General features: G+C 36.5%; 17 protein-coding genes. 15 read left to right on the plus strand and 2 right to left on the minus strand.

Annotation, left to right across the window (positions count from 1 at the left end; all coding sequences use genetic code 11):
- The first annotated feature begins 433 nt into the window (after positions 1-433).
- From AC5YGG_RS13895 to AC5YGG_RS13925, 7 genes are all read left to right on the plus strand, one after another.
- Positions 434-1,366, plus strand: coding sequence for a ring-cleaving dioxygenase (locus AC5YGG_RS13895; protein ID WP_496145066.1), 933 nt, complete (start codon positions 434-436; stop codon positions 1,364-1,366).
- Between the two features lie 50 nt (positions 1,367-1,416).
- Entirely contained in the window at positions 1,417-1,713 is a 297-nt protein-coding gene (locus AC5YGG_RS13900) for a GNAT family N-acetyltransferase (protein ID WP_496145067.1), read from the plus strand.
- A 142-nt stretch (positions 1,714-1,855) separates the two neighbouring features.
- Positions 1,856-2,809, plus strand: a complete 954-nt coding sequence (locus tag AC5YGG_RS13905) for a VOC family protein (RefSeq protein ID WP_496145068.1) — start codon at positions 1,856-1,858, stop codon at positions 2,807-2,809.
- Positions 2,810-2,816: 7 nt separating this feature from the next.
- The gene (locus tag AC5YGG_RS13910; protein WP_496145069.1) at positions 2,817-3,437 is read left to right on the plus strand and encodes an alpha/beta hydrolase; all 621 of its coding nucleotides are present in this window, start codon (positions 2,817-2,819) and stop codon (positions 3,435-3,437) included.
- A 168-nt stretch (positions 3,438-3,605) separates the two neighbouring features.
- Positions 3,606-3,953 (plus strand): cupin domain-containing protein, encoded by a 348-nt coding sequence (locus AC5YGG_RS13915; protein ID WP_496145070.1) that lies wholly within the window; start codon positions 3,606-3,608, stop codon positions 3,951-3,953.
- 77 nt (positions 3,954-4,030) lie between these two features.
- Positions 4,031-4,342 carry a hypothetical protein gene (locus AC5YGG_RS13920; RefSeq protein WP_496145071.1) on the plus strand — a complete coding sequence of 104 codons (312 nt, stop codon included), beginning with the start codon at positions 4,031-4,033 and terminating at the stop codon, positions 4,340-4,342.
- A 10-nt stretch (positions 4,343-4,352) separates the two neighbouring features.
- Positions 4,353-4,937, plus strand: coding sequence for a Crp/Fnr family transcriptional regulator (locus tag AC5YGG_RS13925; RefSeq protein ID WP_496145072.1), 585 nt, complete (start codon positions 4,353-4,355; stop codon positions 4,935-4,937).
- Positions 4,938-4,992: 55 nt separating this feature from the next.
- Here the strand turns inward: AC5YGG_RS13925 and AC5YGG_RS13930 are convergent, their stop codons facing one another.
- Positions 4,993-5,649 (minus strand): DUF1349 domain-containing protein, encoded by a 657-nt coding sequence (locus AC5YGG_RS13930; protein WP_496145073.1) that lies wholly within the window; start codon positions 5,647-5,649, stop codon positions 4,993-4,995.
- Positions 5,650-5,792: 143 nt separating this feature from the next.
- Between AC5YGG_RS13930 and AC5YGG_RS13935 the strand changes: the two genes are divergently transcribed.
- The 4 genes from AC5YGG_RS13935 (at position 5,793) to AC5YGG_RS13950 (ending at position 10,600) form a co-directional block, all read left to right on the plus strand.
- Positions 5,793-6,551 (plus strand): response regulator transcription factor, encoded by a 759-nt coding sequence (locus AC5YGG_RS13935; RefSeq protein WP_496145074.1) that lies wholly within the window; start codon positions 5,793-5,795, stop codon positions 6,549-6,551.
- Between the two features lie 122 nt (positions 6,552-6,673).
- Positions 6,674-7,549: a pirin family protein gene (locus AC5YGG_RS13940; RefSeq protein ID WP_496145075.1), complete on the plus strand. Its 876-nt coding sequence runs from the start codon at positions 6,674-6,676 to the stop codon at positions 7,547-7,549.
- Positions 7,550-7,561: 12 nt separating this feature from the next.
- Positions 7,562-8,266 (plus strand): M17 family peptidase N-terminal domain-containing protein, encoded by a 705-nt coding sequence (locus tag AC5YGG_RS13945; protein WP_496145076.1) that lies wholly within the window; start codon positions 7,562-7,564, stop codon positions 8,264-8,266.
- A gap of 207 nt (positions 8,267-8,473) precedes the next feature.
- Positions 8,474-10,600 (plus strand): type IA DNA topoisomerase, encoded by a 2,127-nt coding sequence (locus tag AC5YGG_RS13950; RefSeq protein ID WP_496145077.1) that lies wholly within the window; start codon positions 8,474-8,476, stop codon positions 10,598-10,600.
- A gap of 88 nt (positions 10,601-10,688) precedes the next feature.
- On the opposite strand, the gene AC5YGG_RS13955 is transcribed toward AC5YGG_RS13950, so the two are convergent.
- A complete protein-coding gene (locus tag AC5YGG_RS13955; protein ID WP_496145078.1) occupies positions 10,689-13,298 on the minus strand; it encodes a TonB-dependent receptor in 2,610 nt (869 codons plus the stop codon).
- A gap of 396 nt (positions 13,299-13,694) precedes the next feature.
- On the opposite strand from AC5YGG_RS13955, the gene AC5YGG_RS13960 reads away from it, so the two are divergent.
- From AC5YGG_RS13960 to AC5YGG_RS13975, 4 genes are all read left to right on the plus strand, one after another.
- Positions 13,695-14,117: a PaaI family thioesterase gene (locus AC5YGG_RS13960; RefSeq protein ID WP_496145079.1), complete on the plus strand. Its 423-nt coding sequence runs from the start codon at positions 13,695-13,697 to the stop codon at positions 14,115-14,117.
- A gap of 106 nt (positions 14,118-14,223) precedes the next feature.
- The gene (locus AC5YGG_RS13965; protein WP_496145080.1) at positions 14,224-14,568 is read left to right on the plus strand and encodes a phage holin family protein; all 345 of its coding nucleotides are present in this window, start codon (positions 14,224-14,226) and stop codon (positions 14,566-14,568) included.
- Between the two features lie 307 nt (positions 14,569-14,875).
- Positions 14,876-16,870, plus strand: coding sequence for a S9 family peptidase (locus AC5YGG_RS13970; protein WP_496145081.1), 1,995 nt, complete (start codon positions 14,876-14,878; stop codon positions 16,868-16,870).
- Positions 16,871-17,056: 186 nt separating this feature from the next.
- Positions 17,057-17,557 (plus strand): DNA-deoxyinosine glycosylase, encoded by a 501-nt coding sequence (locus AC5YGG_RS13975; RefSeq protein ID WP_496145082.1) that lies wholly within the window; start codon positions 17,057-17,059, stop codon positions 17,555-17,557.
- Positions 17,558-17,699: the final 142 nt, after the last annotated feature.

Below are 17,699 nucleotides of genomic sequence, written 5' to 3' on the forward strand. Positions count from 1 at the left end.
CATACAGATATCTTTCATCATATTTTTGATGATATGTTTCTTTGTTGCGTTATTCTTTGTTTCTGTGCTCATTTTGTTTTATTTCCTGAATACGTCTGCAAATATATAATATAATTTCTATTAGTCTACTAAAAATATAGGGTTTTTGAATATTAAATTATCGTTAATGAGTTATGTGTTTGGTTTGTAGTGTATTGTGTGTTTTGTTTTGATGTGTTGTTATTGGTTTAAAAATTCATTTTATACTTTATAATTCATTTTTTGTTGAAATGGATAATTTTCATTGTTGTGAAAAAAATAAAATAAGTTGAAATTTTTAGGAATTATGTAAAGTGAATGTTGAGGTTGAAGAAATCCTTTAAAATTGTATTTATTAAACTAGTTAAATGTGTAGAATTTTCATTGGGCGTAACTTAGCATTAAAATTAAAGACATGGATAATAGAATATTAGGTCTGCATCATATTACTGCAATTGCAGACAACGCAAAAAGAAATTTAGATTTTTATACTCAGGTTTTAGGAGTAAGACTGGTAAAGAAAACCGTTAACTTCGATGATCCGGGAACTTATCATTTCTATTTCGGGAATGAAAACGGAACGCCGGGAACCATTCTGACTTTCTTTCCTTGGGAAGGAGTAGGGCAAGGTACTAACGGAAGCGGAATGGCAACCCATATCGGATATTCAGTGCCTAAAGGAAGCTTAGCATTCTGGAAAGACAGATTGAAAAGTTTCAGTGTCAATGTAGAGGAAGGAGAGATTTTTGGTGAAAAAATGATCTCATTTAAAGATCCTGACGGACTTCAGCTACAGTTTATAGAGCCTTCCACTGAAGATAACCGAAAAGTATGGACTACCGATGATATTAAAGATAAAAATGCTTTGAAAGGATTCCATAATGTCACTTTAACCTTAAAAAAAGCTGATCCTACGATTAAAGTTCTGACTGATATTTTAGGATATGATCTTCAAAAACAGGAAGGTGAAAGGTATAGATTTGCAACAGACGCTATTGATACAGCCAATCTCATCGATGTTATTGAAAATGATAAAACCCCGGGAGGAAGAAATGCTGCCGGAACCAATCATCACATTGCTTTCAGAGTGAAAGATGACAATATTTTGATGGAATACCGTGAAAAAGTATTATCTGCCGGATTAAGTATTACCCCGAAAATCAATAGAGATTATTTCTACTCACTGTATTTCCGTGAGCCGGGAGGTGTTTTGTTTGAAATCGCAACGGATAACCCAGGATTCACAGTAGACGAACCTTTGGATGAATTGGGAAAAAACCTTAAGCTTCCTGTTCAATACGAAGGAATGCGTGATAAAATAGAAGATGTATTGCCAAAGTTATCATAGATCATGACACCGCTTTTATAAAGAAACTACCTTTGAAAAAAATATAAGACATGGAAAGAACAGCAATCGTTTTAGAAGGAAGAAAAGGAGAAATTCAACTTTTCTCAGATGATCAGAAAGCCGGTAAAATGGATATTTCAGTCATTGGAAAAAAACTTACCGTATACCATACTGAAGTTGATCCGGAATTTGAAGGAAAAGGTTTTGCTAAAATTTTATTGGAAAAGCTTGTTTCCTATGCCCGGGAAAATGATCTGAAAATAGTACCGTTATGTCCGTTTGTTCATGCACAGTTCAAACGTCATCCGGAAGAATATAATGATGTATGGCTAAAGGAAGAACTCTAACTGGGTAAAGGTTTGAGAGTAAGAGAGTAAGAGGGTTTGACTGTCTGTGTTTTAGCAGAGATAAGAAAAAAATGCTTTTCATCTGTTTGCCTCATTTGCTTTCTTAGCTTTATCACAACAACTATTAATAACAATTCACATTATGAACCTTATTACAGGACTACATCACGTTACAGCAATCACGGGCAATGCTCAGGAAAATATAGACTTTTATACAGGAGTTTTAGAACTTCGTTTGGTTAAAAAAACAGTAAATTTTGACTATTCAGATGTGTATCATTTCTATTTCGGGGACGAATATGGAACACCCGGAACCATCATGACTACTTTTCCTTATGGTAAAGACCTGATTAATGGAAGGCATGGAAAAGGAATGCTGAATACGACTGCTTTCTCAGTATCTATGGATGCATTGGATTATTGGATAAACCGTCTGGATCAGTTTAATATTCCCTACAAGCAGCCACAACAAAGACTGTCCGGTGAAGTTTTTATTTATCTTGAAGACTTTGATGGGTTGGGACTGGAGCTTGTTTTTAACGATAAGGATGAAAGAAAGGGGTATTACAATGGATATATTCCTAAAGATTATGCTCTAAAAGGAATTCACCATGTTGAAATCTGGCAGGATGCTTACGAAAGAACAGCTGCTCTTCTGACGACTCAGATGGATCATAAGATCATTTCAGAAAGTCCGGACCGATTGAGATTAGGGACAGAAGATCTTCCCGGAAAATATGTAGACCTTCTTTCTACTCCAAATGCATTAAAAGGACTTGCCGGCAGAGGAACCGTACATCATGTGGCTTTTGCTACACCGGATGCGAAATCTCAGCTTGAAATGGTTGAAAGGTTAAATGCGTTTGGATTGGAACATACCGAAGTGAAAGACAGAAAATATTTTACATCAGTCTATTTTAAAGAACCGGGAGGGGTATTGTTTGAAATTGCCACTTCAGGTCCCGGATTCGATGTGGATGAAGAAGCTGCCTTTTTAGGAGAAGATCTGCAGCTGCCCCAACAGTTTGAGAAACGTAGAAATCGTCTGATAGATGTTCTCCCAAAAATTGATTATCCAACAGAAAAATACAGATAGAGAAATAATGAGTCATATTTTAAATATAAAAACAGCAGGAATACCATTAAGACAGGCGGAAAAAGCTTTGATAATGGTACATGGAAGAGGAGGAAGCGCTCAGGATATTTTGAGTCTTTCCCAACACTTGAACGTAAAAGATTACGCCATAGTAGCTCCACAGGCATTAAATCATACCTGGTATCCGTTGTCATTTATGGCGCCGGTAGACCAGAATGAGCCGTGGCTATCATCTGCTTTGGAAATGATTGAAGAAACAGTAAAAGCCGTTATGGATGCAGGGATAGCTCCTGAAAATATTTACTTTTTCGGATTTTCACAGGGAGCTTGTCTTACGGTAGAGTTTTTGGCAAGAAATGCTCAGAAGTTCGGGGGTGCAGTAGCAATTATTGGAGGAGTGATTGGTGATAAGATCAATCGTGAAAATTATAAAGGTGATTTTGCAGGAACTCCGGTTTTATTAGGAACCAGCAATCCGGATTTTCATGTTCCGGTAGAAAGAGTATATGCTACAGCCAATATTTTAAGAGAAATGAATGCTGAGGTAACGGAGAAAGTATATGCTAATTTCGGACATTCTATTAATCAGGAAGAAATTGAATTGGCTAACTCGATTATTTTTAAATAGGGAACCTCAATAATAAATCTCCCGCAGATTTCACAGATGACGCAGATTTTAATGCATAATCATCTGTGAAAATCTGTGCTATCTATGGGAAAAATAATCTGCCGGATCTGCTCAATCTGCGAGGTACATGAGACAAGAGATAGTCATTAATTCATAAAAATAAAAACAATGAATATCACAAGAATCTTCAGCGACGAAAAAGGAGAAACTCATTTTGAAAATCTGGAAATTCCTCTTATTGATCAGGGAAATATCGGTTTTCTTTCTGAAACTCTTGACGTTAAAAAATTACAGTTCAGGAAGGTTTCCGCGGCTTATGATTATGACTTTCATTGTGCACCGCAAAAACAATATATCGTACTTTTGGATGGTGGAGTAGAAATTGAAACTTCATTGGGTGAAAAAAGAAAACTCCAAACAGGAGAAATACTTTTGGTAGAAGATATTACAGGAAAAGGACATAAAACAAAGAACCTTGAGTTTCAAGAGAGAACGTCATTATTCATTTATGTTTAAGAATAAATTGATGATGTATCCATTCTCCGTTTCTGCAATTTATTTTAATCTTAGAACCCTAACCCTTAAACGTTGTAATGAAAACACTACATTTTTTAGTCATAGGAAAGAACCAGGAAATTCTGGATGTCCTAAAAAGAATTATTGAAAATAATGAAGGCTGGACTGCCGAAATTCAGAGTGATGAGAGCTTCTGTTATGAATATCTAAAGGATAATCATGTGGATATTGTACTGCTGAGCTCAGGATTGGAAGATCAGTTTGAAAAAGATATTAAAGCATTTTGTGCCGGATTGGATAAGGATGTTAAAGTAATTGATCATTACGGAGGCGGAAGTGGACTTTTAAAGAATGAAGTTTACAGTCTTTTTCCTAATTTGCAGGAGTAAACTTTACTCCATGTTTGAAAATATTATCAAAAACATTACAAGATTCGTTACCATTACACCAGAGGAAGAGAAAGTATTTACAGATTTGCTGGTGTGTGAGAAATATCCTAAAAAAACGATTTTACTTAAGGAAGGAGAAATCTGTCAGTTTGAAGGATATATTCATAAAGGATGTTTAAGAATGTACTGTCTGGATGATGACGGAACTGAAGTGACGCTGCTTTTTGCCATTGAAGACTGGTGGATCAGTGATATTGCATCATTTCAGGATCAGAAACCCTCTAAAGTGTATATTGAAACGCTGGAAGACTCAGAAATTTATATATTGAGTCCATCAACAAAAGAGCAGTTGCTGAATGAAATCCCAAAGTTTGAAAGGGTGTTCAGAATGTTGGTACAAAGAAATCTCACTACTCTTCAAAGCCGTCTGGTAGATACTATTTCAAAATCTGCTTCAGACCGATATTTAGAGTTCATCAAAGTATATCCATCCATTCCACAAAGAGTTGCACAATACTATATTGCATCTTATTTAGGCGTTTCAAAAGAATTTGTGAGCACTATTAGAAAACGCCTTGCCTCAAAAGAAAAGTAGAAATTCCAATCCTTGTCAGGGTTTTAAACCTTGACAAGGATGAGACCTTCAGACCTTATTTATTTTTATTCAGCCAGTCCAGTCTTCTCTGATCAGGAAGATGCTTTACCTGAAAATGTTCAAATTTTGCATTGAAACCATTTCCATCCGGACACGCAGCCATTAAGCCTACCATAACGGGAGTATTATCCTGCAAATGAGCATTTCTCATCATGATATAATTCTTATCATCAAAAGAATAGAAGATTTCAACAGCATCCAGACGTCTAATGGCTTTGATCCATACAGCCTGTGGTTTTTCTTTAAGTTCTATTACACTCCAGTCACTTGTATTGTGCGTAACTACAGTACTTAAGTTATATTTTCCATCTACGTATTCAATTCCAAATTTGATGTAATTTTGATGATCTGTACGAAGCATCAGCCCCATCTGATCAAACCGGGCTTTATAATCACCTGTAATTTTGACTTTAACTTCAAATTCCCCACCGTAAGTAGCATAATAAAACGGCGCATCATCCACTGTAAATCCATAATGAGAAATCCGCCAATAGTCACTTTGCGGAGTAACGAACATCGATAATGAATTGTCTTTTATTTCCCATTTTTCAGGCTCATTGAACCAATTCATTTTTTCTAAACGCTGTGCTCTGACATAATGCATAAATCCCGTCATGAAAGACAGAGAAGCTGCAAGTAATAATTTTTTCATTAAAAAAGTATAAAGGTTAGTATGAAACAGGAAGCTATTGCTTGAAACTGATATTCCGTTTCATTGAATGACCATTAAAAAATCTATATTTACAAAGGTAATTTCCCGAAAAACGGAATTCAATAGTTAGAAATAACCATACAATGAATATTAAAGCTAAGCTTGATAAAGCATTATTAAACCAGTCTTTTGAAAATAAAGAGGTCTCCGGAATCTGGTTAAAATACAGGTCGATTGCAAAAATGTATTCTGAAATTGAAAATGCGATCTGTGTTTTGACAGACCTTAAAACCAGAAGAAGTGTGATTCACTATGGCGGTATGAGTTCGCTGATCGGGGATGACCGTAGGGGGGAAGAGACAGAGATTTCCTCTATCTGGGAGGATGAAATCCTTAATAAAGTACATCCTGAAGATGTCAGAAAAAAACAGATTCTGGAATATTATTTTTTTCACTTTTTGAAAGATATTCCAATGGATGAATGGATGGATTATTATATGGTTATTAACCTTAGAATGCGCAGTCATTCAGCGGAATATTTTACGGCATTGCATCGTATGTTCTATGCTGTAGAGAAAGATAATGCGAGACTGGCACTTTGTATTTATAATGTATCCGGAAATAATGTGAATACCCTGCTTCACGAGAATGGGGTCATTGTTAATTCTATGAATGGTGCTACACTGTATTATAATGAATTTAAATATAAAAATATATTATCGGCAAGAGAAAAGGAGGTGCTGCTACTGATCGCTCATGGAAAAATGAGTAAAGAAATTGCGGAGTCGCTTGAAATCAGCCTAAACACTGTCAACAGGCATCGGCAAAATATTCTTCAGAAACTGCAGGTAAAAAACTCGATTGATGCTTACAGACTCGCTAAAGCAATGGAATTGGTTTAAATAATAGAATTGCATCAGAAAAAATATTTTTCTTAAAGTCATTTATTAAACTAGTTAAATGGATAGCTCCTTTCATTGATCTAAATTTGTCATATCAAAAACAAACAAATAACACTTGAGATATGGACAGAAAAGATTTTTTAAAAAAAGGGTTACTCGGAACAGGAATGTTTGTAGCATCCGCTTCTCTGGGAAATACAATGAAAAACGAAATAGACGAGATTGAGCCATTAGAGCCCATAGGATATAATCATTTGCCTAATACAGATTCAAAAATCAAAGATAATTCTGTCATTCATAAAGCAGATTCAAGAGGGAAGGCGGATCACGGTTGGTTGCTGAGTCAGCATACCTTCAGTTTTGCCAATTATTATAATCCTGAAAGAATGCATTTCGGAGTATTAAGGGTTTTAAACGATGACAGAGTAGAAGCAGGACGAGGTTTCGGAACGCATCCGCATGATAATATGGAAATCATCAGCATTCCTTTGGAAGGTGATCTTGAGCATAAAGACAGCATGGGAAATACAGCCATCATTAAAAGCGGAGACATTCAGGTCATGAGTGCCGGTACCGGAATCATGCACAGTGAATTCAATAAAAACAGTGATCATCTGGTAAAGTTTCTACAGATCTGGGTGTATCCTAAAAAAAGAAACGTGACGCCAAGATATGATCAGATTACCTTAGATAAAACAAAAAGCCACAACCAATTCCAGCAGATTCTTTCACCAAATGCTGACGATGAAGGAGTATGGATTCATCAGGATGCATGGTTTCATCTGGGAACTTTTGATCAGAATAAAGAAATGAATTATCAGATCAGAAAAAAAGGAAATGGGGTGTATGCCTTTATCATTAAAGGAAGCGCTGAAATTGAAGGTCAGAATGTAGAAGAAAGAGATGGTTTCGGAGTGTGGGATATTAAAGATTTAAATGTAAAATCTACATCAGAAGGTACAGAAATTCTCTTAATGGAAGTTCCTATGACCATGTAAAATTGTAATATCATGAAAAACTCAGTAAATAAATTAGTGGTCGCTATTGTATTGGTATTTTCAAATCTGATACTGGCACAAACTGCAAAGGTAGGAACATCCAAAACCTGGGGCTCCGTAGATGGAATTTCTATGATAGGATTAGTACAGGGACCTTCTTCTGCAGATGCTCAGCTTCAGGTAGCTTGTGTCTTTGAATATACCGATGGAGATATTTTTAATGCTCCGGCTTTACCGGCTAATCTGAACGGATTGGTACATCTGGATGAAGCTTTGAAAGGAGAGCTTACGAATATCAGAAAATCAGGACAATTTTTAGGGCATTCCTTAGAAACGATCTTAATTACACCTCCTGTCGGATCTATGTCTGCTAAAAAACTATTATTGATAGGTTTAGGTGATCGCAACAAATTTACTCCGGATTTAATGATCTTAGTAGGAGAAGTTGCAGCCCGTGAAGCAATGAGATTAGGTGTTTCCAATTTCGCTTTTGCCAGCGATTTAAAAGATGCCGGAATAGATTCTCCGACAGCTTTAGTAGCAGGAAATGTAGTAAGAGGCATTGTGCATGTCAGTCGCTCTGAGAATTATTTAAAAGAACATAAACTTTCTACCACGAAAAAATTAGAAAAAGTATATCTGCTGGCTGGACCTGCCTTCTTTGAAACCGCAGGCACTGGAATTTCAGAAGCCATTACAGAAGCAAAAAAGAAATAATGAACTGGTTTCATTAATATTGTTGATCCTGCCCTCTTTTTTAAGGGGGCTTTTTGTATAAAACACCTTAAGAATGATGAAAATAGGAGAAAATAGTCACTTTTTATGATCTTCATAGCTTCCTTCTTCCATCTTCAGGCTTCAAACTAAATTAGCTAAAGTCAAAAAAAATCCCGATTTTTGCACTCCTTCATTAAACCCGAGTTCATGAAATTATGTATTGCCGAAAAACCAAGTGTTGCCAGAGATATCGCCAAAGTATTAGGTGCTACCACGCCTAAACAAGGCTATATGGAAGGGAACGGCTATTGCGTGACATGGACGTTCGGGCATCTTTGTACCTTAAAAGAACCTCACGATTACGGTCCACAGTTCAAATCCTGGAATTTATTTTCATTACCCATTATCCCCAGCAGTTTTGGGATTAAACTTATTCCTAATAAAGGCGTTGAAAATCAGTTTAAAGTAATTGAAAGATTAGTGGAAGAATGTGAGGAGGTCATTAACTGTGGGGATGCCGGGCAAGAGGGAGAATTGATCCAGCGTTGGGTATTACAGAAAGCAAAATGTAATAAGCCGATCCAGCGTTTATGGATTTCTTCATTGACGAAAGAAGCCATTAAAGAAGGTTTTGCCAGTTTAAAACCAGCCGAAGATTATAAAAACCTTTATCTTGCCGGAAATGCAAGAGCAATAGGGGATTGGTTATTGGGAATCAATGCGACAAGGCTTTTTACAAAGAAATTTGGAGGAAATAAAGCCGTACTTTCCATCGGAAGAGTGCAGACCCCTACATTGGCAATGCTGGTGCAGCGTCAGAAAGAAATTGATGCCTTTACCACAGAAGAATACTGGGAGCTTAAAACGAAATACCGCGACGTTATCTTTAATGCAGCGATTGATCGTCTGAAAACTTTAGAAAGAGCAGAAAAAGGACTTGAATATCTTAAAGTAAACCCTTTTGAGATCGTTTCATTTGAAATTAAAGAAGGTAAAGAGAAAAATCCAAGACTTTTCGACCTTACCGGACTTCAGGTAGAAGCCAATAAAAAATACGGATATTCTGCAGAAAATACCTTGAATTATATTCAAAGTCTTTATGAAAAAAAGCACGTAACCTATCCGCGTGTTGATACCACTTATCTATCCGAAAGTTTGTATCCGAAAATTGGCGGAATTCTTCAGAAAATGCATTTTTATCAGGATCTGATAGCTCCATTATTAGAAGCTCCGATTCCAAAATCCAAAGCAGTTTTTGATGATGCTAAAGTAACCGATCACCATGCGATCATTCCTACGGAAGTTCCACCTTCTCAAAACCTGAGCAGGGAAGAAAAACTGATTTATGATCTGATTGCCAAACGTTTCATAGCTGTTTTCTATCCAGAATGTAAAATTTCAAATACTTTGGTAGAAGGAAAAGTAGGCACCATTCCTTTCAAAACCAGTGGAAGACAAATCCTTGAACCGGGATGGAGAGCCGTTTACGCAAAAGAGCCTAAAGAAGAATCTACAGATAAAGAAAAAGAAAAGGAAGAAGAACAGACCATTCCTGAGTTTACTGTGGGAGAAACGGGACCACATGATCCGATGATCCACCAGGGAAAAACATCGCCTCCGAAACCTTATACGGAAGCAACATTGCTGAGAGCGATGGAAACAGCCGGAAGACAGGTAGAAGATGAAGAACTTCGTGAATTATTGAAAAACAACGGAATCGGAAGACCTTCCACCCGTGCGAATATCATTGAAACCCTTTTCAAAAGAAAATATATCGAAAAGAAAAGGAAAAACCTTATCGCTACTCAGACAGGAATTCAGCTTATTGACACCATTGAAGATGAACTTCTGAAAAGTCCGGAACTTACCGGAGAATGGGAATCAAAACTTCGTAAAATAGAGAAAGGCGAGTATGAAGCAAATCTTTTTAAAGAAGAATTGATTCAAATGGTAACAGAACTTACCGATAAAGTAGTATACGGAAAAGGAAAAGTAATTACACTGCAGAAAGAAGAGGAAGAGGAAACCAAGGAAAAGAAAAAAAGAGAACCTGCACAGAAAAAAGAGCTTCAGGCATGGGAAGATACCAAGTGCCCGAAATGTAAAGAACACAACCTCATCAAAGGTAAAACTGCTGTAGGCTGTTCCGACTTTAAAAACTGTGGATTTAAAATCACTTTTGAAATTTTCGGAAAGAAACTATCTGATAAACAACTGATGGACCTGGTTGTAAAAGGAAAAACCTCAAAGCTGAAAGGCTTTACTACACATCCTGAAAGTCTGTCAGAAGGAGTTTTATCTTTAACAGATGATTTTCAGGTTCAGCTTTCTTAAATAAGCTGCTTTAAATAAAAAACAATTTATTGTATAAATACAGAAAACCCGCCAATATTGGCGGGTTTTCTATGATGTAAGATCTCTATTAGAATCTGAAAGTCGCAGCCACAGACCACGTTCTTCCGAAACCTAAGAATCCTGTATTACCATCTGCCACACCTTGATAAACTCTTCCAGCTTCCTGGTAAGTTTTTCCGGCACCCGGACCATTGGCAATTTTATCAGTTGTATGAATATTAGAGCTTAATTCAGAAATATAATACGTATTGAATACGTTATATACGTTAGCTCTTATGGTTAAAGATTTTTTAGAATCAATAGTAAACTTGTAGCTGGCACCCACATCAAATAAATGGTAGCTAGGTAGTTTTACGATTCCCTTTTCTCTTGCTGCTTCAGTAAGGAAATTGATAGGGTTGAACTGTGCATATAGCTTGTCATAATATTCCCAGTTTGCATCAATACTGAATGCTTTTGTAATATTGTAGTCAGCTCCGATGCTTGCCGTTGTTTGTGCAGCGTCACCCACTTTCAGGTCTTTAATATTGATGGTTCCTGTTGCTCCGGAAACTTCCTGATTGTTCTGAACATCAATAATATTAAAGCTTGCATTTCCTTTATACTTCCAGTTTCCAAGAGAAACCATCCCTCTAAGTCTAAGATTTGTGAAAGGTCTTGCTTTAGCTTCCAATTCAACTCCCTGGTGAAGCTGTCCTACATTCAGTGCATTATAGAAATAAGAATTTCCAAGTTTTAGCTGTGGGAAGTTCGCAATATCAGTAGAAGTAGCATTGAACGTTCTTGAAATGAATCTGTCATCCCACTGCGTTCTGTATGCGTTAATATTCACATCGATATAACGGGATTTGAAGCCATATCCTAATTCTACAGAGAAAATTCTTTCATTCTTAGCATCATTGTAGATATTCTGGTTCGATGGGAATAATGCATTGAATAACGGCTGTCTTGAGATAATCCCCGTATTGAAAAATACATTATGGTGATCATCAATATTATAGTTAGCACCACCTTTTACAATATATCCGGTTTTGTGATACCATTTTGTTTCCTGGTTGCCCGGAGTATACAGCATATAATCTCTTCTCTTATAATACTGCTCGGAAACTGATCCCTGAACAGATGCACTTAGCTTTTCAGAGCTATATTCCACCATTCCGTAAACACCAGCCCATTTTACTAAACCTTCATTGTGAACAGAAATTTTCTGAGCGTTATTAAGCTTGGTAAGAGGTTCAGGTTTTACCGTACGATCAATAAAATATCCTTTAGGAGAATTTACGGTGCTGCCTACAAACAAAGCATCTGATCCTAGCATATCGGTAGCAATATCATAAAGAGCTCCTTTATAGGTTTTAAGATCAATACCTCCGTTGAAGGTCCAGTTGTTCTTTTTATAATTTAAATCAGCGATTACTCCGTACCAGTCGTGAGAATTGATACTTTGCTTTCTGAAAATACCGGTATTTCCGTTTAAAGTAGTTACATATTGACCATTATGATCAGTAGGAGAACCTGCAGGAGCTGTAAACGTAGATTTCTGGAAAGTATTTCCATTGTAATCAGTTACCATACCCCCTCTGTTATAACGGTAGATCATATCCCAGTTGATGGTACCATCACCTCCAGGACCGTTGTTGGCAAAGTTCATTACATCTCCGTTAGCGTTTTTAATAGAACCGTTCAATCCGGTACCACCGCCACCACGTCCCCAAGAACCGTAAAGAACCGTAGAAAGTTTCAGGTTGTCATTAATATTCCAGTCCCAGTTAAGAGAAGCAATAGGCTTATGATAGAAGTTCGGGGCTAAATTGAATTCAGAACCGTTCAGCATTCCTGTTTGAGGGTTGAATCTTCTTCCGTAAGTATCAAATTGTCTGAGTGTTGCCACGTTTGCTCCTGTTGCCGAAGATCTTCTGGTGTCGTGTACCTGTGGTGCACCTGTTGCAATCAAATTGAACGCATGCTTTTCATTAGGCTTGAACCCTGTAGAGAAAAACCATGAATATCCTTCACCTTTAGTTCCGTTGATGTAACCATCACCTTGCCAACGTGAAAGTAATACCGTAGTTCCCCATTTGTTTTTTAACCCTGAAGAATACATTGCCGATAATCTGGAGTAGTTGTCGTTACCCATCTCCGCTTTTATCATTCCTTTTTGCTCAGAATCTGTAGCCTTAGTTACAATATTGATCGTTCCTCCTACAGACGGAACTACAAATTTAGATGCTCCCAAACCTCTCTGAATCTGAATAGAACTTGCAATATCTGCCAGTCCGGTCCAGTTAGACCAGTAAACAGTACCTCCCTGCATATCGTTCACAGGCTGTCCGTTGATGATTACCGCAATATTGGCACCATCAAAACCTCTCATGTTAATTCTGCTGTCTCCAAATCCACCACCTACTTTGGTAACGTATACAGATGGTGTAGACTTCATAATCTCAGGGAACTCTCTGTTTCCTAATTTCTCCTGAATTTCAGCTGCCTTAATGTTGGAAACTGCTACAGGTGTTTTTCTTTCTTTGGCTGTCTGGGAAAGGTTTCTTCCCACCAACATCACCTCATCAATAGATTTCGATTTCTCTAAAGAATCCTTCGTACTCTGCCCATAATACAAGGCGGCAGTTGGTAATACAAGCGCTATAAGAAGTCGCTTCTTGAAAATAGTGTTCATGAAATAAACTAGCGTGTTTGATTTTAAGGCTGCAAAGATGAATATTTTATTTTGAATAGAGTATTAAATCTTTACCAAGTGATTTTATGAAAAATATCATATCAGATTATTGCTCTTTTTTTTGGATATCTCATATTAATTTCACTTTATTATTTTCAATTTGGCAAGTAAACATTCCGGCTTAACTATTATTTAATCTCTTGATTTTGTATATACTCTGCAGATTAGAGGTTTTAAGCAGATAAAAGCCTTGTTTTTTTAAATTTAAATTAACATTATTTATATAGAATATTAAAAAATAGCTAAAGTGTTTAAAAGTAATTGTATTGTCAATTTTTTAATCTTTTAACCCATCTTTTTAAATCAATTTCTAAATTTACACTCAAAATTAAAGTAATGACCCCAGAAAAAAAGAAACTCATCACCGATAGCTTCAATCGTTCCGAAACTTTGAAATTCTATAAAGCAGAACTTCTGGAAACAGAAACCGATTTTATATCCATCAAAATTCCTAAAATGGAGCTGATGACCAGAAAAGCTGGGATGTTCAATGGTGCCATGATTGCTTCATTAGTAGATGTTTCCTCAGGATATGCAGCCGTGAGCCATTATCCGGAAGATTGCTATGTAGTGACTGTGGAACTGAAGGTAAACTATCTGCGTCCGGCAATGGGAGATGCTTTGGTTTCAAAATCGTATGTTATTAAAGGTGGAGCTAAAATAAGTGTGATCAGAACAGAAATCTATGTTCAGAGTGAAGGCTCTGATTCAGAAAGTCATGTGGCAACTTCATTGGTGACAATGATGAAGATTAAGTAATATATCCAATCTGAAATCTTCCTTCAATAAAGGGTTTGATGAATATTTTTCACTAAAATGGAATGGCTTTTGCTCAACAAAACGAATAACATTAAAAAATAACGATATGAACTTAATTATCCGATTGTTTGTCACTGCAATAGTTGCCTATCTTTTAACTAAAGTTTTACCGGGAGTACATTTTGAAGGATTTTCAACCGCTATTATTTTTGCAATAGTACTTGGGGTTTTAAACATATTTGTAAAACCTATTTTAAGTCTGTTCGGACTTCCGCTTACTATCCTTACTTTAGGGTTCTTTGCATTGGTAATCAATGCTGGAATTATCCTGATTGCTGATTATTTTATAGATAGTATGGTGGTAGATGGCTTCTGGTGGGCATTTATCTTCAGTATTCTATTATCAATCGTTACTTCACTGGCGAATTCAATGTTCTCAGATGGAGATTAATAAATGTAATAAGATATAATATACAGAAGTCCGTTGGTAAATTCCAGCGGATTTTTTTTGTCTTAATGTTTTTAATTTTGAAAAAGGGTATCATTAATAAAAATAACAAATTGGAGTGCTTTGTTCTATTATCTTCCTTTTAAACCTTTGTTCTTTTGATATTTTATGAGGTACAGTTAATTTTAATTGTTAATTCTTTCGTTAATTTTTATTTTAAATATTAACTTTGGCAATCTTTGAATTTAATGAAAGGGTTTTGTAAGATCACTGTGATTTTATAAGGTCCGATAAAAATGAATATCAACATATGAAACTTAAGTACAGCCTGCTGGCTTTGGCAGCTCCGCTTTTAATGAATGCACAACAATTAATGACGCCTGAGATTCTTTGGACTTTGAAAAAAGTAGGAGTACAGGCAGTTTCACCGGATCAAGCTTCTCTTATCTATAAAGTAGGACAGGTAGATCTGAAAACAGAGAAAACAAAAAATGAGAACTATTTCCTTAATGTTCTTAATAATCAGTCTTCAAAAATCGATTTCGGTAAAAAATCATTGATCCAATGGGATAAAAACGGAATTTATGCTCAGGAAGGTGATAAAATTTATCTTTCAAAAGATGCGGGAAAAACGTGGACAGAATTTTATACTATCGGTGAAGTAGACAATATCGTTATTTCTCCAGACGGGAAAAGAATTGCTTTCAGTAAGCAGGTTCTGGTAGAAAAATTGATGGGGAAAGACAAATACAGCGATACTCCTAAAACTACCGCTCAGGTATACACAGACCTTAACCACAGACATTGGGATTATTTCAATGAAGGAAAATACAACCACGTATTTGTAGTAAATACAGCCGATAAAGTAGAAGCTGCTAAGGATCTTTTGGAAGGAAAAACGTGGGATTCTCCACAAAGACCTTTCGGTGGTGCTGAAGATTTTATCTGGAGCCCGGATTCTGCACAGCTTTTATATGTTACAAAACCTAAAAGCGGTAAAGAATATGCTACAAGTACCAATACGGATATCTTCGCATATGATATGGCAACAGGGACCACGAAAAACCTTACTGAAACCAATAAAGGATATGACGTAAATCCAAAATTCAGCCCGGACGGAAAATCTCTGATCTGGCAGAGTATGGCTAGAGACGGTTATGAAGCTGATAAAAATGATGTGAAAATCATGGATTGGAAGTCAGGGAAGACAACTAACCTTACTGCCGCTTGGGATGACAGCGTTTCAGGAGATGTACTTTGGGGTGCAGATTCAAAAACAATTTACTTTACAGCTGCTTACAGAGGGACAAAACAATTGTTCTCTTTAGATTCAAAATCTGCAAAAGTTCAGCAGATTACTAAAGGAGACTTTGATGTGAATGAAGTTTTCACAGACAATAAAACTTCAGTATTAGTAGGAAGAACAGACGTAAACCACGCTACTGAATTATTCTCTGTAAACCTTAAAAACGGAGAAATGAAGCAGGTTACCGAGGCAAATAAAGATGCTTATGCTAAATTGGCTCAGGGTAAATCTGAACTGAAAATGGTAAAAACTTCAGACGGAAAAGAAATGGGCGTATGGTTCCACTATCCTCCGAATTTTGATCCAAACAAAAAATATCCGACATTAGTATACTGCCAGGGAGGACCACAGTCTGCATTGACGCAATATTTCAGCATCAGATGGAACTTTGCTCTAATGACAGCTAACGATTATATCGTAGTGGCTCCAAACAGAAGAGGTATGCCGGGCTGGGGTACAAAATGGAATGAAGAGATTTCAAAAGACTGGGGCGGACAGCCAATGAGAGATTATCTTGCAGCAACAGATTATGCTAAGACATTACCATACGTAGACGGTGATAGAGTAGCGGCTGTAGGAGCAAGCTACGGAGGATACAGCGTATTTATGTTAGCAGGAATTCATGAAAACAGATTCAAAACATTTATCGCTCATGATGGATTATTTGATATGAAGTCATGGTATCTTACAACAGAAGAACTTTGGTTTGCAAACTGGGATATCGGTTCTCCATGGGAAAAACCACAGCCAAAAGCTTATACAGAATTCAACCCGAGCAACTTCGTAGAAAAATGGAACAAGCCTATCATGATCGTTCAGGGAGGAATTGATTTCCGTGTTCCTTACGAACAAGGACAGGAAGCTTTCCAGGCAGCGAAATTAAGAGGATTAAAATCTAAATTGGTTTACTTCCCGAATGAAAATCACTGGGTACTTCATCCACAAAACGGATTGGTATGGCAGAGAGAATTCTTTGACTGGTTAAAAGAAACATTATAATATATCAATGGGAAGCGGGCTTTAGCCCGCTTTTTTTTATGAAAAAATTCAATGATTTATCAGTCGAGATAATTGTTTTGATTTTTAAATTTTGATAGCTGAATTCCATTGGCTTTAGCCTAACCCTAAATAAAAATATATTTAAAGCCTGCATAATCCAAAAAAAATAATTCAATATATTTGAATATGCAAAACCGTATTTCTTCATTTCCTCCACTTATTGATGATCTGTCTGAAATCCTGATTCTGGGTTCAATTCCTGGGGTGAAATCATTGGAAAAGCAGCAATACTATGCCCATCCCCAAAACAAATTCTGGAAAATCATCTTTGAATTGCTGCATGAAGAATTTACCGATGACTATTCTAAAAAATTGGAGATTTTAAAGAAGCACCATATTGCTCTTTGGGATGTTATTGATTCCTGCGAAAGAAAAGGAAGCCTTGATTCAGAAATTAAAAATGAAGAAGCCAATCAGATTGCTGAATTATTGGAAGAACATCCGAATGTGAAAGCTATTTTCTGCAATGGTGGAAAATCCTATAAGAACCTGCAAAAGCTGTTAGGGAAAAATTACGGATTACCAATTTACCAACTCCCGTCTACGAGCCCGCTTCATACAGTTTCTTTTGAGAAAAAATTTGAGGAATGGAAGAGGATTTTAGAGTTTTTAGGTGAGGGAGTTTGAGTGTTGTAGGGTTTTTGGAGTGGGAGAATATTAGAGTATTAGAGTGGGAGAGTTTTAGTGTAATGTTGAAATAAAAGATAAATTCCTACGGAATGACAAAGTGTGTAATCTAAACGTTTTGCTTGTCATTCCGTAGGAACCT

This window comes from Chryseobacterium sp. CS2K3, from assembly GCF_059515185.1.

Excerpts from the sequence above, each read along its gene's own strand:
- AC5YGG_RS13895 (WP_496145066.1), top strand. The coding sequence starts at position 434 with ATGGATAATAGAATATTAGGTCTGCATCATATTACTGCAATTGCAGAC.
- AC5YGG_RS13900 (WP_496145067.1), top strand. The coding sequence starts at position 1,417 with ATGGAAAGAACAGCAATCGTTTTAGAAGGAAGAAAAGGAGAAATTCAA.
- AC5YGG_RS13905 (WP_496145068.1), top strand. The coding sequence starts at position 1,856 with ATGAACCTTATTACAGGACTACATCACGTTACAGCAATCACGGGCAAT.
- AC5YGG_RS13910 (WP_496145069.1), top strand. The coding sequence starts at position 2,817 with ATGAGTCATATTTTAAATATAAAAACAGCAGGAATACCATTAAGACAG.
- AC5YGG_RS13915 (WP_496145070.1), top strand. The coding sequence starts at position 3,606 with ATGAATATCACAAGAATCTTCAGCGACGAAAAAGGAGAAACTCATTTT.
- AC5YGG_RS13920 (WP_496145071.1), top strand. The coding sequence starts at position 4,031 with ATGAAAACACTACATTTTTTAGTCATAGGAAAGAACCAGGAAATTCTG.
- AC5YGG_RS13925 (WP_496145072.1), top strand. The coding sequence starts at position 4,353 with ATGTTTGAAAATATTATCAAAAACATTACAAGATTCGTTACCATTACA.
- AC5YGG_RS13930 (WP_496145073.1), bottom strand. The coding sequence starts at position 5,649 with ATGAAAAAATTATTACTTGCAGCTTCTCTGTCTTTCATGACGGGATTT.
- AC5YGG_RS13935 (WP_496145074.1), top strand. The coding sequence starts at position 5,793 with ATGAATATTAAAGCTAAGCTTGATAAAGCATTATTAAACCAGTCTTTT.
- AC5YGG_RS13940 (WP_496145075.1), top strand. The coding sequence starts at position 6,674 with ATGGACAGAAAAGATTTTTTAAAAAAAGGGTTACTCGGAACAGGAATG.
- AC5YGG_RS13945 (WP_496145076.1), top strand. The coding sequence starts at position 7,562 with ATGAAAAACTCAGTAAATAAATTAGTGGTCGCTATTGTATTGGTATTT.
- AC5YGG_RS13950 (WP_496145077.1), top strand. The coding sequence starts at position 8,474 with ATGAAATTATGTATTGCCGAAAAACCAAGTGTTGCCAGAGATATCGCC.
- AC5YGG_RS13955 (WP_496145078.1), bottom strand. The coding sequence starts at position 13,298 with ATGAACACTATTTTCAAGAAGCGACTTCTTATAGCGCTTGTATTACCA.
- AC5YGG_RS13960 (WP_496145079.1), top strand. The coding sequence starts at position 13,695 with ATGACCCCAGAAAAAAAGAAACTCATCACCGATAGCTTCAATCGTTCC.
- AC5YGG_RS13965 (WP_496145080.1), top strand. The coding sequence starts at position 14,224 with ATGAACTTAATTATCCGATTGTTTGTCACTGCAATAGTTGCCTATCTT.
- AC5YGG_RS13970 (WP_496145081.1), top strand. The coding sequence starts at position 14,876 with ATGAAACTTAAGTACAGCCTGCTGGCTTTGGCAGCTCCGCTTTTAATG.
- AC5YGG_RS13975 (WP_496145082.1), top strand. The coding sequence starts at position 17,057 with ATGCAAAACCGTATTTCTTCATTTCCTCCACTTATTGATGATCTGTCT.